Origin of the sequence: Inquilinus limosus, from assembly GCF_051487185.1 — a bacterium.
Lineage (GTDB): Bacteria > Pseudomonadota > Alphaproteobacteria > DSM-16000 > Inquilinaceae > Inquilinus > Inquilinus limosus_F.
The window spans coordinates 58,886-71,433 of sequence record NZ_JAHVDK010000009.1; the positions used below are offsets into that span (position 1 = coordinate 58,886).

Below are 12,548 nucleotides of genomic sequence, written 5' to 3' on the forward strand. Positions count from 1 at the left end.
CATGGCCGAGCGCACCCTGTCCATCATCAAGCCGGACGCCACCCGCCGCAACCTGACCGGCAAGATCAACGCCAAGTTCGAGGAAGCCGGCCTGCGCATCGTCGCGCAGAAGCGGATCCAGCTGACCCGCGCCCAGGCCGAGGCGTTCTACGCCGTGCACAAGGAGCGGCCGTTCTTCAATGACCTCTGCGCCTTCATGATCTCGGGCCCGGTCGTGGTCCAGGTGCTGGAGGGCGACAACGCCGTGGCCCGCAACCGCGAGGTGATGGGCGCCACCAATCCGGCCAACGCCGCCCCGGGCACGATCCGCAAGGAGTTCGCGGAGTCGATCGAGGCGAATTCGGTGCACGGCTCCGATTCGCTGGAGAACGCGGCGATCGAGATCGCCTTCTTCTTCGCCGGCACCGAGATCGTCGGCTGATCCGGCGCCATCGCTGCAAACAGAAAGGGCCGGTCCCGCGGGACCGGCCCTTTTTCTTGCCGGCGGCGAAATCAGAGCAAAAACAGCGCCATGCCGATCAGCAGGATGGCCACGGCGACGATGCCCCAGGTGCTGAATCGGACGAAGCTGGCATACATCTGCTTGCGCGGCGCCAGCAGTTCATCCGGAACCTGATTCGAGCCTTCGCTGGCCATCGCGCCCATCCTCATCCGCTTTCGTATGTTTGCGATCGAGGGCACCATTTACGGATGCCCCCCGGCCTTGTCCAGTGAAATAGGGTTTAATTGTCGCAGCGTCGATTGGCCTTTGTGACAAGGATTCACAAGGGGTTGCGAAGCGCCCCTGCGGCGGCGTCAACGCCGTCGATCCGGACCCGGCCATTCTCGATCCTGACCCGCCCCTCGGCCACCCAGCGCAGCGCCAGCGGATAGCAGCGGTGCTCCTCCACGAGGATGCGCGCCGCCAGGCTGGCGGCGTCGTCGCCATCGAGCACCGGGACCGCCGCCTGGACCAGGATCGGCCCGTCATCGACCACAGGACGGACGATGTGGACGGTGCAGCCGGCCAGCTTGACCCCGGCGGCCAGCGCCCGCGCATGGGTGTCGAGGCCGGGGAAGGCCGGCAGCAGCGACGGGTGGATGTTGAGGATGCGGTCGTGCCAGCGGCCGACGAAATCGGCGCTCAGCACCCGCATGAAGCCGGCCAGGCAGATCAGCTCGACCCCGGCGGCGCGCAGCGCCGCGTCCATCGCCGCCTCGAATTCGGCTTTCGAGCCATAGGCCTTGCGGTCGACCATGGCGGTGGCGAGGCCGCGCCCGCATGCCGTGGCCAGGCCGCCGGCGCCGGGGATGTCGGAGAGCACGAGCGCGATCTCGGCCGGGAAGTCCGGCGCGGCGCAGGCCTCGGCCAGGGCCGCCATGTTGCTGCCCCGGCCCGAAATCAGGACACCGACCTTCAGACGGCCCATGCCGCCTCCGCGCCTGCGATCGCCACCGAATGGGACGCATCGGCGACGACCCGGCCGATCCGGTGCACGGTCTGTCCCTCTCCGGCCAGCAGGGCCGACAGCGCCTCGACCCGGTCCGGCGCAACGATCACCACCATGCCGATGCCGCAGTTGAAGGTGCGGGCCATCTCCGCCGCGCTGAGGCCGCCTTGCGCCTTCAGCCAGCGGAACACCGGGGGCAGGGGCCAGGCGCCGGCGTCGAGGGCGACGCCCAGCCCGTCCGGCAGCACCCGCGGGATGTTCTCGGTCAGCCCGCCGCCGGTGATGTGCGCCATGGCGTGAACGCCGCCGGCGCGGACCGCGGCCAGTGTGCTCTTCACATAGATTCGGGTCGGAGTCAGGAAGGCCTCGCCGACCGAGGTGTCGTTGGCGAAGGGCGCCGGCGCGTCCCAGGACAGGCCGGCCTCGGCGACGGTGCGGCGGACCAGCGAATAGCCGTTGGAATGGACCCCGGTCGAGGCCAGGCCGAGCACCACGTCGCCTGCGCGCACGTCGCGGCCGGTCAGGGCCTGGTCGCGCTCGACCGCGCCGACGGCGAAGCCGGCCAGGTCGTAGTCGCCGGCGGCGTACATGCCCGGCATCTCCGCCGTCTCGCCGCCGATCAGGGCGCAGCCGGCCTGACGGCAGCCCTCGGCGATGCCGCGCAGCACGCCGACGCCGACCGAGCGGTCGAGCTTGCCGGAGGCGAAATAGTCGAGGAAGAACAGCGGTTCGGCGCCTTGCACCACCAGGTCGTTGACGCACATGGCGACGAGGTCGATGCCGACCGTGTCGTGCCGGCCGGTCTCGATCGCCACCTTCAGCTTGGTGCCGACGCCGTCGGTCGCGGCGACCAGGATCGGGTCGCGGAAGCCTGCGGCCTTGGGGTCGAACAGCGCGCCGAAGCCGCCCAGCCCCTCCATCATGCCGCGCCGGCGGGTGCTTTCGGCCAGGGGCTTGATGTCGCCGACAAAGGCCTCGCCCTCGGCGATGTTCACGCCGGCCCGGGCATAGGCGTCGGAGCTGTCTTTGGGGTCGACCGGCGGGCACATGATGACCTCGCAAAGAGGGGTGCTATATAAAGGCGGATTATCCGTGCGGATGGGCGCGGACCATAGCGGAACCGGAAGGCTTTGCAATGATGCTTCGCATCGGATCGACCCTGGCTCTGGCGGCTGCGGTGCTCTGTGCCGGGCTGGCGCCGGTCCGCGCCCAAACCCCGACGCCGGGCGGGGCGCCGATCGCGGGCAGCGCCTCCGGCTATTCCGTCGACAATGTCGCGGTCGAGGCGACGGCCGCGAATGCGACCGAGGCCCGCACCAAGGCCTTCGCCCAGGGGCCGCGCAAGGCGCTGCAGCTGCTGCTGCAGCAGATCGGCGCCGATCCGGGCCGCGTCTCCGGCATGTCCGACGCCGATGTCGAGCGGCTGGTGCAGAGCTTCCAGGTGAAGTCCGAGCAGGCCTCGCCCGGGCGCTACGCCGCCACCCTGGCCTACACCTTCCGCAGCGCCGGGGTGCAGCAACTCCTGGGCGGCGGCGCACCGCAGATCACCACGACGACGCCCGGCGCGCCCGGGACCCTGCCGCAGCCCGGGGCCGCGCCGGGCTTCGCGGCGCGGGGATCCGTCACCGTCGTGGTGCCGATCGCGGCGCCGGCGGACTGGTACGACGTCCAGGGCCGGCTGACCCGCCTCGGCGGCGTGGTCTCGTCCTCTCTGGTCAGCCTGACGGCGCGGCAGGCGGTGCTGGAGCTGCGCTTCCCGGGCGACCAGACCCAGCTCAACCAGATCCTGGCGCAGCAGGGCCTGGCGGTGCAGCAGGGCGCCCAGTCGCTCGAGCTGCATCGCACTGGCGGGATGTAACCCTGGCGTGACGACACCTTCATCATCGAGGTCGGTCCCCTTGCGCCGTTTGGTCCGATACCTGCCGAACCTGCTCAGCCTGGCCCGGCTCGCCGTGGCCCCGGTCACCATCTGGCTGATCCTGGACGGACGCCTGGTCACGGCCTTCTGGATGTTCGCGGCGGCGGCGCTGACCGACGCCATCGACGGCATCCTGGCCCGCTGGCTGCAGGCGCGCACGGCGCTGGGCAGCTATCTCGACCCGATCGCCGACAAGTCCCTGCTGGTCGGCACCTATCTCGCCCTGACCTGGATGGCGGCGCTGCCGGTCTGGCTGGTGGCGCTGGTGGTGGCGCGCGACATCGGCCTGGTGCTGGGTGTGGTGGTGCTGCATTTCGCCGGCCGCGGCACCCGTTCGCTGACCCCGTCGATGATCAGCAAGCTGAACACGGTGATGCAGATCGCGCTGGTGGTGCTGGTGATGGCGGCGCCCGGGCTTCATGTCGACGCCAGCGGCGCCATCGCCGTGCTGATCTGGGTGGTGGCGGCGACCACCACGCTCTCGGCGATCGGCTATCTGCGCGAGACCATCCGCCGTTTCTTCACCCCGGTCGGGGCGCACGCGTGAACGGATCGGTCCAAATCCGATTCTGGCTGATCGGCTTCGTCGTCTTCTGCCTCCTGGTGTGGCTGCTGCGGGGCGTGCTGGCGCCCTTCGTCACCGGCATGATCATCGCCTATCTGCTGGACCCGGTGTGCGACCGGCTGCAGCGCCTGGGCATGGTGCGCTGGCTGGCGACGACGGTGCTGCTGCTGCTGTTCGTGCTGCTGGCGATCCTGGCGATGCTGATCGTGGTCCCGATCCTGGTGAACCAGCTCACCGGCCTGCTCTCGGCCGTGCCCGACTACGTGGCGCGCGCCGGGGCGCGATTGCAGCCGCTGATCGCCGAGCTGCGCCACCGCGTCTCGGAATCCGACTTCAATGAGATCCAGCGGGCGGTCAGCCAATATGTCGGCACTGCCGTGTCCTGGGTCGGCACCGTGCTCGGCAGCCTGTGGCAGGGCGGCATGGCACTGATCGATCTGCTGTCGCTGCTGTTCATCACCCCGGTGGTCGCCTTCTACATGCTGCGCGACTGGGACCACATGGTCGGGGTGATCGACCACAACCTGCCGGTGGCGCATCGCGAGACCATCCGCGGCCTGGGGCGCGAGGTGAACCAGACCCTGTCGCGCTTCATCCGCGGCCAGCTCACCGTCTGCCTGCTGCTGGGCCTGTTCTACGCCATCGCCCTGAGCATGGTTGGGCTGAATTTCGGCCTGCTGGTCGGCCTCGTGACCGGCGTGCTGTCGATCATCCCCTATGTCGGCTCGCTGGTCGGCCTCGTCAGCTCGGTCGGCATCTCGCTCGTCCAATACGATGACTGGACGATGTGGGCGCTGGTGCTGGGCATCTTCATCCTCGGCCAGTTCCTGGAGGGGAACTTCGTCACCCCGAAGCTGGTCGGCGATTCCGTCGGCCTGCATCCGGTCTGGGTGATCTTCGCGCTGCTCGCCGCCGGCAGCCTGTTCGGCTTCACCGGCGTGATGCTGGCGGTGCCGGTGGCGGCGGTGATCGGCGTGCTGACGCGGTTCGCCCTGCAACGCTATCGACAAAGCGCGCTGTACCGGCAGCCGCCCGCCGATCCGCCGGACATGGATCTTCCCACCGTCTCATGAGCAAGCGTTCCGGAGAGGTGGCGCAGTTCGTCTTCGACCTGTCGCTACCCCCCGCCCTAGGGCCCGAGGATTTCATCGTCGCCGACAGCAACCGCGAGGCCGCGGACTGGATCGCGCGCTGGCCGGACTGGCCGGGACCGGTCCTGGCCCTGCACGGCGCGCCGGGGGCGGGGAAGAGCCATCTGCTCGGCATCTGGGCGCAGCGCGCCGAAGCCCGGCGTCTGACCGGGGCCGAGCTGGCCGCGGCGGATCCCGCCGGGCTCGCGGCCGACGGGGCGGTGGCGCTGGACGACGCCGACCAAGTGGCCGGCGACGCGGCGGCGGAACGGGCGCTGTTCCACCTGCACAACCTGCTGAAGGAGGCCGGCGGCTTCCTGCTGCTGGCGGCGCGCGAGCCGCCGGCGCGCTGGCCGGTCGCGCTGCCCGACCTCGCCTCGCGGCTGAAGGCGGCGCCAGCGGCGGGCCTCGGCGAGCCCGACGACGTGCTGCTGGCGCAGGTGCTGGCCAAGCTGTTCGCCGACCGCCAGCTCGCGGTCGGGCCGGAGATCGTGCAAGCGATGCTGGCGCGGATGGAGCGCAGCTTCGCCGAGGCGCGGCGGCTGGTCGCCGCCATCGACGCCGCCAGCCTGGCCCAGGGCCGCTCGATCACTCTGCCGCTGGTGCGCTCGATCCTGGCGGATCGCTGACGAGGATTCCGCGCCGGGGCGTGAACCAGACAACGGTGCCGCCTGGATGGCCACGCCCCTTCGGGGCTCGCCATGACGGCTCTTCCCGTTGTGGAGAGAGCCCTCAGGCGACGCCGTCGACGAACCGCAGCGCGATCGGCGACAGGCGGGCGCCGGGGAAGCGGTGCAGCCCGGCGCGGCCGATCAGCCAGACATGGAAGGCCGGGGCCAGCAGCCCGCGGATGGCGGGGTCGAGCACGTCGAGGCCGCCGGTATAGGCGCCGAAGGCCGGCAGCACCAGCCGGTCGCTGTCGGCGACGAAGCAGCGCCCGGTCACCCGGCCGGCGCGGCCGTCGACCGCCGCCTTGGGATGGTAATGGCCGGAGATCTCGCCGGCGTCGCCCGGCCGGGCGACGTGGCGGCAGACCAAGCCGTCGAGCCGCAGCTCCTCGGTCCGGTCGCCGGGGAGGGTCGCCGGAAGGTCCGGATCGTGGTTGCCCAGGACCCAGGTCCAGTCGCGCCCCCGCGCCAGTCGGGTCAGCATCGCCAGATCGTCTGCGGCGAGGCGGTCGGCGCCCTCTGAATCGTGGAAGCTGTCGCCGAGCGCGACCACGGCTGCCGGATCCAGCCGGTCGATCGCGGCGCCGAGCCGGGCCAGGGTCGCGGTGCTGTCATAGGGCGGCAGCAGGCGGCGCGAGCGCTGCGCCAGCGCCGTCGCCTTCTCCAGATGCAGGTCGGCGACCAGCAGCCAGCGCCGCTCCGGCCACCACAGCACCCCCGACGGGTCGGGGCGGAAGGCGTGGTCGCGGAGCAGGATGGTTCGCGTCGGCATCATTCGGATGTAGCCCCGAACCGGCGACCGAGGCAATGCTCTTGTTCGATTTCTGTTCTTGCTCCCGGCGTCGGCAAAAAATCCGCGTAGGGACCTCCACCCGGCGGCGTTCAAGGGCCCGTGATCCGGATGTCCCGGACGCAAAGCGGAGGAGACAGCAGTCATGCACATCGCCAGAAGGCTCGCCATCGCCCTGGCTGCGGCGGTCCTGGGCGGCGACGCCGCCCAGGCGCAGCAGCCGGGCCGGTTCGCGGACCGGATGTTCGAGCGCATCGACGCCGATCACGACGGCGTCCTGACCCGGGCCGAGGTCCAGGCCGCCCGCAGCCGCATGTTCGACCGCCTCGACGCCGATCATGACGGCGTGCTGACGGCCGCCGAGGCCGAGGCGGCCCGGAACCAGGCCCAGTCGCGCGCCAGACGGTTCGAGCGCTTCGCCGGAGGGCAGGGCGAACGCCTGGCCGCGCTGGACCGGAACCGCGACGGGCTGGTCTCGCATGACGAGTTCGTGGCCGGGACATCCTGGTTCGACCGTCTCGACACCACCGGCCGCGGCGTCACCAGGACGCAGTTCGCGGCGGCCCTCGGGCAGGCCCGCTGAGACGGGCGGAGAGGAGGAATCATGATCAAGCTCACCATGACGGCCGTGGCGGCGGCCGGAATGCTTCTGGCCGCCGACCCGGCTGCCGCCGACGACTGGTCGCGCAGCTGGACCGGGCCGAACGGAGGGACCCGGACGATCACCGGGCAGTGCGGCGCCCATTCCTGCAGTCGTTCGGTGCAGGCCGTCGGCCCCGGCGGCCGGTCCTGGTCCCGCTCCGGCGGGGTGGTTCAGGGCCCGTTCCGCAGCTACGGTTATCGCACCGTCACCGGGCCTGCCGGCCGCGGCTTTGCCGTGGGGCGGGTCTGGCGCCGGTTCTGACAAATCGCGGAATGGCGGCATGGCGGAGGGGGAGGAGGCGCTGGCCGATGCGGATCTGCTGGCCCGCATCGCCGATGGGGATCGGCGCGCCTTCGCCGCCCTCATGCGCCGCCATGGCGACAGGGTGCGGGGGCTGGCCCTGGCCTTCGGCGGCCGGGCGGCGGAGGCCGACGACATCGTGCAGGACGTGTTCCTGATGCTGTGGCGGCGGCCCGACGCCTGGACGCCCGGCCAGGCGGCGTTCACGACCTGGCTGTACCGGGTCGTTGCCAATCGCTGCCTGGACCAGGCGCGGCGGCGGCGCCTGCGACGCTGGCTGCCTTTCGCGGAGGCGCCGGAGCCGGCCGACGACGCGCCGGGCGCGCTGGCCGGGCTGGCCGGCCGCGACCGTCTCGCCGCGGTCGCCCGGATGATCCGGACATTGCCGGAGCGGCAGCGCCTGGCGCTGCTGCTGGCCGTCCAGGGCGGGCGGAGCAATGCCGAGATCGCATCCATCCTGGGCGTCAGCGAGGGCGCGGCGGAGCAGCTTCTGGTCCGCGCCCGGCGGACGCTGCGGGCCATGATCGAGGAAAGGGAGACGGGGCCATGACCAGGGCCGAATTGGACGATGCGCTGCTCCGCTTCGGGGCCGATCTCGACCGCTGGCCGCCCAAGCTGGCCGAGTCCGCCAGGCGGCTTCTGGCCGACGACCCGGAGGCTGTGGCCATCCTGGCGAAGTTCGTGGCCTTCGAGGAGGCAGTCGGCGACGCGGTCCGCCCGCCGTCCTTCGGCGCCGCGGAGATCGGCCGGATCCTGGCGGCCGTCGAGGCGGAGGAGGGGGCTTGGCGGCCGGGCTGGCGCTTCTGGGCGGCGAGCGCCGGCGCCTCGCTGCTGTCCCTCGCGGCCGGCGCCGTGCTGGTGCTGGCGACGCTGCCCGGCCGCGCCGATCTCGACATGGCGCTCGCGGTCCTCGGTCTGGCCGCCGGCCAGGGCGACGCCGGAGGCCTGCTGTGACCACCGCGCCGCGCCGGAAGACCACGCTCATCCTCGCCATCGCGCTGGCGGCCTCGCTGTGCCTGAACCTGTTCGCGGGCGGCGCCTGGCTGGCCGGGCGCTGGCTCGACCGTCGCGTGGAGGCCGCCACCGCCTCGGTGATGCGGCCCTATCCGCCGGAGCTGCGCCGGGACGTGCTGCGCCGGCTGCTGCAGGACCGGGCGGAGCTGCGGGCGGCGGTCGAGGGCTTGCGCGAGGCGCGGCAGCGCATGTTCGCTCTGATGCGGGCCGATCCGCTAGACCGCGCCGCGCTGGACGCGGCCATGGCCGAGGTCCGGGCCCGGACCGGGGCGCTGCAGACGCTGCTGCAATCCACCCTGGCCGCGGCGCTGACGGAGACTCCGGCCGAGGAGCGCCGGAAGATCCAATCGCCGGTGCCTGGTCTCGGGTTTTTCGGCGATCGTGAGTGAGCTCGGCGGCACGGTCCGCCCTCGGCGGAGCGACCACGGAACCGCTCCGATGCTGCGTCCCGATTAGCCCTTCGGCTGCGGCGCGATCGCATCCAGGATCTCTCCAATCTCCTTCGCCTTGCTGTGGCCGAGCCAGAGCAGTACGGAGGCGAGTCCGACGAATAGGACCAGGAAGACCCACAGCGCGGTGGCCATGTAGCCGTGCATCGGGTCGCTTGCCGCCTCACGGATCATCAGCAGCCCGAGCACGAGGACGAACAGCACGAAGCCGATGACGCTGAGATTGACCGCGGTGGTGTGCCAGGTGGCCAGGCGGTGGTACTCGATCCGGCACTCCACGATCGCGCGCTTCTGCACCTCGTCGCCGGCAAAGCGGTTCAGCTCGATCTTTTGGCGCAGCGCCAGCAGGTCGCGCAGCCACTGGCTGAGCTGGATGTAGAAGAAGCTGCCGACGAGGCCGGCCAAGGTCAGCAGCGGGCTGAGCAGCGACAGCGGGTTGACCGGGGTCATGGCCGGTCCTCCCGGCGCAGGGCGTCGAGCAGGGCCAGGATCGTCTCCGCCGTGATCGAGAACCAGGTGAGCGTGGGCGAGGAGGGCTTCTTCGCCGGCGGCGCCGGGCGGCCGCCATTGGTCACCGCCGCCGCGACCGAATCATAGAGGGTGACGAGCTCGTCATAGCCGCCGCGCGACAGGCTGAGCTCGAAGCGCTGCACCTGGGCCCGGCCGGCCGCAGCCGCGGCGCGGGCATCGGCCTCGGACTGCTCCAGGACCTGGCGCAGCTCCGCCCGGGCGGCGGCCCGCCACTGCGCGGTGCGGCGGGCCCGCAGCAGCCGCGCCAGGTACTGCGCCCGCGGCAGGCCGAGCTGGAACCGGGCATAGATCCGATTGGCGTCCGGCTGCTCGTCGCTGTGCAGCCTGTCGTAGAAGCGGGCGATCCAGGCCTCGGCCTGCTGCCCCTGGCTCTCGTAGCGCGGCTCGCCGAGCACCCATTCGCTGACCAGGTCGACGCACAGCGCCTCGTAGCCGGCCTCGATCCGGGCCCGGCTGGCCGGCGAGGCGTCGGTCGCCAGCGCCGCCTTGGCCCTGGCCAGGCGCTCCTGCCTCTCCGCATCCTCCGCCATCGCCTCTCCCCGATTCCGCCGCACGGATCGATCCTATCGAATCCGGTGCGCTGGGGCAGGGCACTTCTCGTGACCTGATGACAGAGCGAATCTGCACGGATAGCATATTGCTAATAGCAAAAATTGACGATCTGCTATAGATTGTCATGAAAACAATCATCTACACCAAGGCAGCGACCAAGGCGCTGGCCCGCATGCCGGCCAATACCGCCAGGATCGTCCGCGGCAAGATCGAGCAATACGCAGCCGACCCGGCCAGTCTGGCGAACAACGTCAAGAAGCTGCAAGGTCGGCCTGGTTATCGCCTTCGGGTCGGTGATTGGCGGGTGATCTTCGATGAGGACGGCAGAGTGATCGCGATTCTGGCAATCCTGCCGCGCGGCGGCGCGTATGGCTGAGAGGCTCAAGATGGGCGCTGCAACCCACTTCACCACCCCCGGCGGCGAGGAGATGGTCATTCTGCCCCGCGCCGATTATGACCGCCTGGTCGAGGCCGCCGAGGAGCACGAGGATGTCGCGGCTTACGACGAGGCCAAGCGCAAGCTGGCTTCCGGTGATGAAGAGATGCTGCCCTCCTCCATGGTCGACCGGCTGATCGGCGGCGAGAATGCCGTGCGCGTCTGGCGCGAACATCGCGGCCTTTCCATGCAGCAACTGGCTGAAAAGGCCGATGTCAGCACCGCCTACATCAGTCAGATCGAAAGCGGCAAGCGCGAGGGGACGGTTTCGACGCTCCGCAAGATCGCCGACGCCCTCGGCGTCGCGCTCGACGACCTGGCCTGACGATCCTTTTCAGCCCGGCAGCCCGGCCTTGAGCAGGCCGTCGCGGCAATGCGCGCGGTCCTCGTCATATTTGTAGTGCAGGGTCGCGAGGAATCCTTCCGCCGTGAATCCCGGCTCGATCCGCAGCACCGCCTGCGCATGGGCGCCGGCGGCCGTGGCGTCGCCCATCTGCGCCAGCGCGGCGGCCAGGAAGGCGTGGTGGGTGTGGTCTTGGCGGTTGATGTGGCTATACGCCTCCACCGCCTCGGCATAGCGCTGGGCGGTGTAATAGGCCCGGCCGAGATGGCTCCAGAACCGTTCCGGGTGATAGGGATTGAGCCGCATCGCCTTGCGGATCCAGTCGATGCCCTCTTCCGGCCGGCCGAGCCAGGTCAGGATTTCGCCCTGCTGCACCACGATCAGGTCATAGTTCGGGTTCAGACCGAGCCCCCGCTCCTGGTGGTAGACGGATCGGTCGAACTCGTCCCGCGTCAGGGCGACGGCCGCCAGGATGCGATGGACATCGGCGTCGTTGTCGTCGAGGGCGACGGCGGTCTCCAGCGCGCCGACCACGGCGTCCCAGGTGGCGTCGCGGTCGGCGCACCAGCCGTTGACCCAGCCCTGGCCCAGCACACAGGCCCGCCAGGCATGGGCATGGGCGTATTTCGGGTCGAGGGCGATGGCGCGGTCCAGCATCGCCAGCGCCTGGGCGTTGTCCTCGCGTGTCGACCGGTGGTGCAGCACCTTGCCGGCCAGCAGGCATTCATAGGCTTCCAGATTGTCCGTGGTCTTCCGCTTGGCCCGGTCGCGCGCCGCGGCTTCGACCCGGCCGGGGAGGGTGGCGGCGATCGCGGCCGTCACCTCGTCCTGGATGGCGAAGATGTCGGCCAGGTCGCGGTCGTAGCGCTCGGCCCAGATGTGACGGTCGGTCTCGGCGTCGATCAGCTGCACCGTCACCCGCACCCGGCCTCCCGCCTTGCGGACGCTGCCTTCGATCACGTAGTGGACGCCGAACTCGCGGGCGACGTCCTGCACCTTCACCGCCTTGCCCTTGTGCACGAAGGCGGAGTTGCGCGAGATCACCAGCAGGTCGTGGAAGCGCGACAGCTCGGTGATGATGTCCTCGGTCAGCCCGTCGGCGAAGAACTCCTGCTCCGGGTCGCCGCTCATGTTGACGAAGGGCAGCACGACCAGGGAGGGCTTGGTCGCGGCCGGAACATTGGCGGCGGCGCTGGGCGGGACCTCCGCCGCCGTCGGGTCGAGCCGGACCCGGTAGACGCGGATCGCCCGGGAGATGTTCTTGACCGTCTGCTCGCCGAGATCCTCGAAGCCGATGTCGAGCCGGTCGCCCACCTGGTCGCGCACCGCGCCGGACACGCAGATCCCGCCGGGCTCCGCCAGCGTCTGCAGCCGCGCCGCGACGTTGACGCCGTCGCCGAACAGGTCGCCGTCCTCGACGATGACGTCGCCGAGATTGATGCCGATTCGGAACTGGATCCAGCGCGCCGGCGAGACGTCGGCGTTGCGCCGGGCCATGCGGCGCTGGATCTCCGTGGCGCAGGCCAGGGCGTCGACGACGCTGGCGAATTCGACCAGGAGGCCGTCGCCCGTGGTCTTGACGATGCTGCCGCGGGTCTTGGCGATCGCCGGGTCGATCAGCTCGAGCCGATGGGTCTTCAGCCGCGCGAGTGTGCCGGTCTCGTCGGCTTCCATCAGCCGGCTGTAGCCCGCCATGTCCGCCGCCAGGATCGCCGCCAGCCTGCGCTGGACCTCCGGCCGTTCCATGGGCTCTCCTCGCCCCGAAGGATGCAATTTTAG

General features: G+C 70.7%; 19 protein-coding genes. 12 read left to right on the top strand and 7 right to left on the bottom strand.

The annotated features are described in order from the left end of the window. Position 1 precedes the first annotated feature (1 nt). Positions 2 to 421, top strand: coding sequence for a nucleoside-diphosphate kinase (gene ndk, locus KXR53_RS12165; RefSeq protein ID WP_437375420.1), 420 nt, complete (start codon positions 2 to 4; stop codon positions 419 to 421). A 71-nt stretch (positions 422 to 492) separates the two neighbouring features. On the opposite strand, the gene KXR53_RS12170 is transcribed toward ndk, so the two are convergent. From KXR53_RS12170 to purM, 3 genes are all read right to left on the bottom strand, one after another. Beyond that, the gene (locus tag KXR53_RS12170) at positions 493 to 636 is read right to left on the bottom strand and encodes an aa3-type cytochrome c oxidase subunit IV (protein ID WP_437375421.1); all 144 of its coding nucleotides are present in this window, start codon (positions 634 to 636) and stop codon (positions 493 to 495) included. A gap of 125 nt (positions 637 to 761) precedes the next feature. After that, on the bottom strand, positions 762 to 1,409 hold the full coding sequence (gene purN, locus KXR53_RS12175) for a phosphoribosylglycinamide formyltransferase (RefSeq protein WP_437375423.1): 648 nt from the start codon (positions 1,407 to 1,409) through the stop codon (positions 762 to 764). Beyond that, positions 1,397 to 2,479 (bottom strand): phosphoribosylformylglycinamidine cyclo-ligase, encoded by a 1,083-nt coding sequence (gene purM, locus KXR53_RS12180; RefSeq protein WP_437375424.1) that lies wholly within the window; start codon positions 2,477 to 2,479, stop codon positions 1,397 to 1,399. Before purM ends, purN begins: the two co-directional genes overlap by 13 nt. Positions 2,480 to 2,565: 86 nt before the next feature. On the opposite strand from purM, the gene KXR53_RS12185 reads away from it, so the two are divergent. The 4 genes from KXR53_RS12185 to KXR53_RS12200 are packed head-to-tail and all read left to right on the top strand — an operon-like array spanning position 2,566 to position 5,672. Further along, positions 2,566 to 3,288 (top strand): hypothetical protein, encoded by a 723-nt coding sequence (locus tag KXR53_RS12185; protein WP_437375426.1) that lies wholly within the window; start codon positions 2,566 to 2,568, stop codon positions 3,286 to 3,288. A 40-nt stretch (positions 3,289 to 3,328) separates the two neighbouring features. After that, positions 3,329 to 3,895 (top strand): CDP-alcohol phosphatidyltransferase family protein, encoded by a 567-nt coding sequence (locus tag KXR53_RS12190; RefSeq protein ID WP_437375428.1) that lies wholly within the window; start codon positions 3,329 to 3,331, stop codon positions 3,893 to 3,895. After that, positions 3,892 to 4,986: an AI-2E family transporter gene (locus KXR53_RS12195; protein ID WP_437375430.1), complete on the top strand. Its 1,095-nt coding sequence runs from the start codon at positions 3,892 to 3,894 to the stop codon at positions 4,984 to 4,986. Before KXR53_RS12190 ends, KXR53_RS12195 begins: the two co-directional genes overlap by 4 nt. Beyond that, positions 4,983 to 5,672, top strand: coding sequence for an HdaA/DnaA family protein (locus KXR53_RS12200; RefSeq protein ID WP_437375432.1), 690 nt, complete (start codon positions 4,983 to 4,985; stop codon positions 5,670 to 5,672). Before KXR53_RS12195 ends, KXR53_RS12200 begins: the two co-directional genes overlap by 4 nt. A gap of 103 nt (positions 5,673 to 5,775) precedes the next feature. Here KXR53_RS12200 and pdeM read toward each other — a convergent pair whose 3' ends face one another. Beyond that, entirely contained in the window at positions 5,776 to 6,486 is a 711-nt protein-coding gene (pdeM, locus tag KXR53_RS12205) for a ligase-associated DNA damage response endonuclease PdeM (protein ID WP_437375434.1), read from the bottom strand. Between the two features lie 160 nt (positions 6,487 to 6,646). Between pdeM and KXR53_RS12210 the strand changes: the two genes are divergently transcribed. The 5 genes from KXR53_RS12210 to KXR53_RS12230 are packed head-to-tail and all read left to right on the top strand — an operon-like array spanning position 6,647 to position 8,847. Next, on the top strand, positions 6,647 to 7,084 hold the full coding sequence (locus tag KXR53_RS12210; protein WP_437375436.1) for a hypothetical protein: 438 nt from the start codon (positions 6,647 to 6,649) through the stop codon (positions 7,082 to 7,084). A 21-nt stretch (positions 7,085 to 7,105) separates the two neighbouring features. Further along, on the top strand, positions 7,106 to 7,405 hold the full coding sequence (locus KXR53_RS12215) for a hypothetical protein (RefSeq protein WP_437375437.1): 300 nt from the start codon (positions 7,106 to 7,108) through the stop codon (positions 7,403 to 7,405). Between the two features lie 19 nt (positions 7,406 to 7,424). Continuing rightward, positions 7,425 to 7,994: a sigma-70 family RNA polymerase sigma factor gene (locus KXR53_RS12220; protein ID WP_437375439.1), complete on the top strand. Its 570-nt coding sequence runs from the start codon at positions 7,425 to 7,427 to the stop codon at positions 7,992 to 7,994. Further along, positions 7,991 to 8,398, top strand: a complete 408-nt coding sequence (locus KXR53_RS12225) for a hypothetical protein (RefSeq protein ID WP_437375441.1) — start codon at positions 7,991 to 7,993, stop codon at positions 8,396 to 8,398. The genes KXR53_RS12220 and KXR53_RS12225 overlap by 4 nt, the downstream gene beginning before the upstream one ends. After that, the gene (locus KXR53_RS12230) at positions 8,395 to 8,847 is read left to right on the top strand and encodes a periplasmic heavy metal sensor (protein WP_437375443.1); all 453 of its coding nucleotides are present in this window, start codon (positions 8,395 to 8,397) and stop codon (positions 8,845 to 8,847) included. The genes KXR53_RS12225 and KXR53_RS12230 overlap by 4 nt, the downstream gene beginning before the upstream one ends. A 63-nt stretch (positions 8,848 to 8,910) precedes the next feature. On the opposite strand, the gene KXR53_RS12235 is transcribed toward KXR53_RS12230, so the two are convergent. Both KXR53_RS12235 and KXR53_RS12240 read right to left on the bottom strand, forming a co-directional pair. Beyond that, complete coding sequence (locus tag KXR53_RS12235; protein WP_437375444.1) at positions 8,911 to 9,357, bottom strand: hypothetical protein; 447 nt, start codon at positions 9,355 to 9,357, stop codon at positions 8,911 to 8,913. Next, positions 9,354 to 9,968 carry a hypothetical protein gene (locus KXR53_RS12240; RefSeq protein WP_437375446.1) on the bottom strand — a complete coding sequence of 205 codons (615 nt, stop codon included), beginning with the start codon at positions 9,966 to 9,968 and terminating at the stop codon, positions 9,354 to 9,356. Before KXR53_RS12240 ends, KXR53_RS12235 begins: the two co-directional genes overlap by 4 nt. Before the next feature lie 146 nt (positions 9,969 to 10,114). Here KXR53_RS12240 and KXR53_RS12245 point away from each other — a divergent pair, with 146 nt between their 5' ends. Beyond that, positions 10,115 to 10,366 (top strand): type II toxin-antitoxin system RelE family toxin, encoded by a 252-nt coding sequence (locus KXR53_RS12245; protein WP_437375447.1) that lies wholly within the window; start codon positions 10,115 to 10,117, stop codon positions 10,364 to 10,366. Between the two features lie 10 nt (positions 10,367 to 10,376). Next, entirely contained in the window at positions 10,377 to 10,751 is a 375-nt protein-coding gene (locus KXR53_RS12250) for a helix-turn-helix domain-containing protein (RefSeq protein WP_437375449.1), read from the top strand. Positions 10,752 to 10,760: 9 nt separating this feature from the next. Here the strand turns inward: KXR53_RS12250 and KXR53_RS12255 are convergent, their stop codons facing one another. Then, positions 10,761 to 12,515: an adenylate/guanylate cyclase domain-containing protein gene (locus KXR53_RS12255; protein WP_437375450.1), complete on the bottom strand. Its 1,755-nt coding sequence runs from the start codon at positions 12,513 to 12,515 to the stop codon at positions 10,761 to 10,763. Positions 12,516 to 12,548 lie beyond the last annotated feature (33 nt).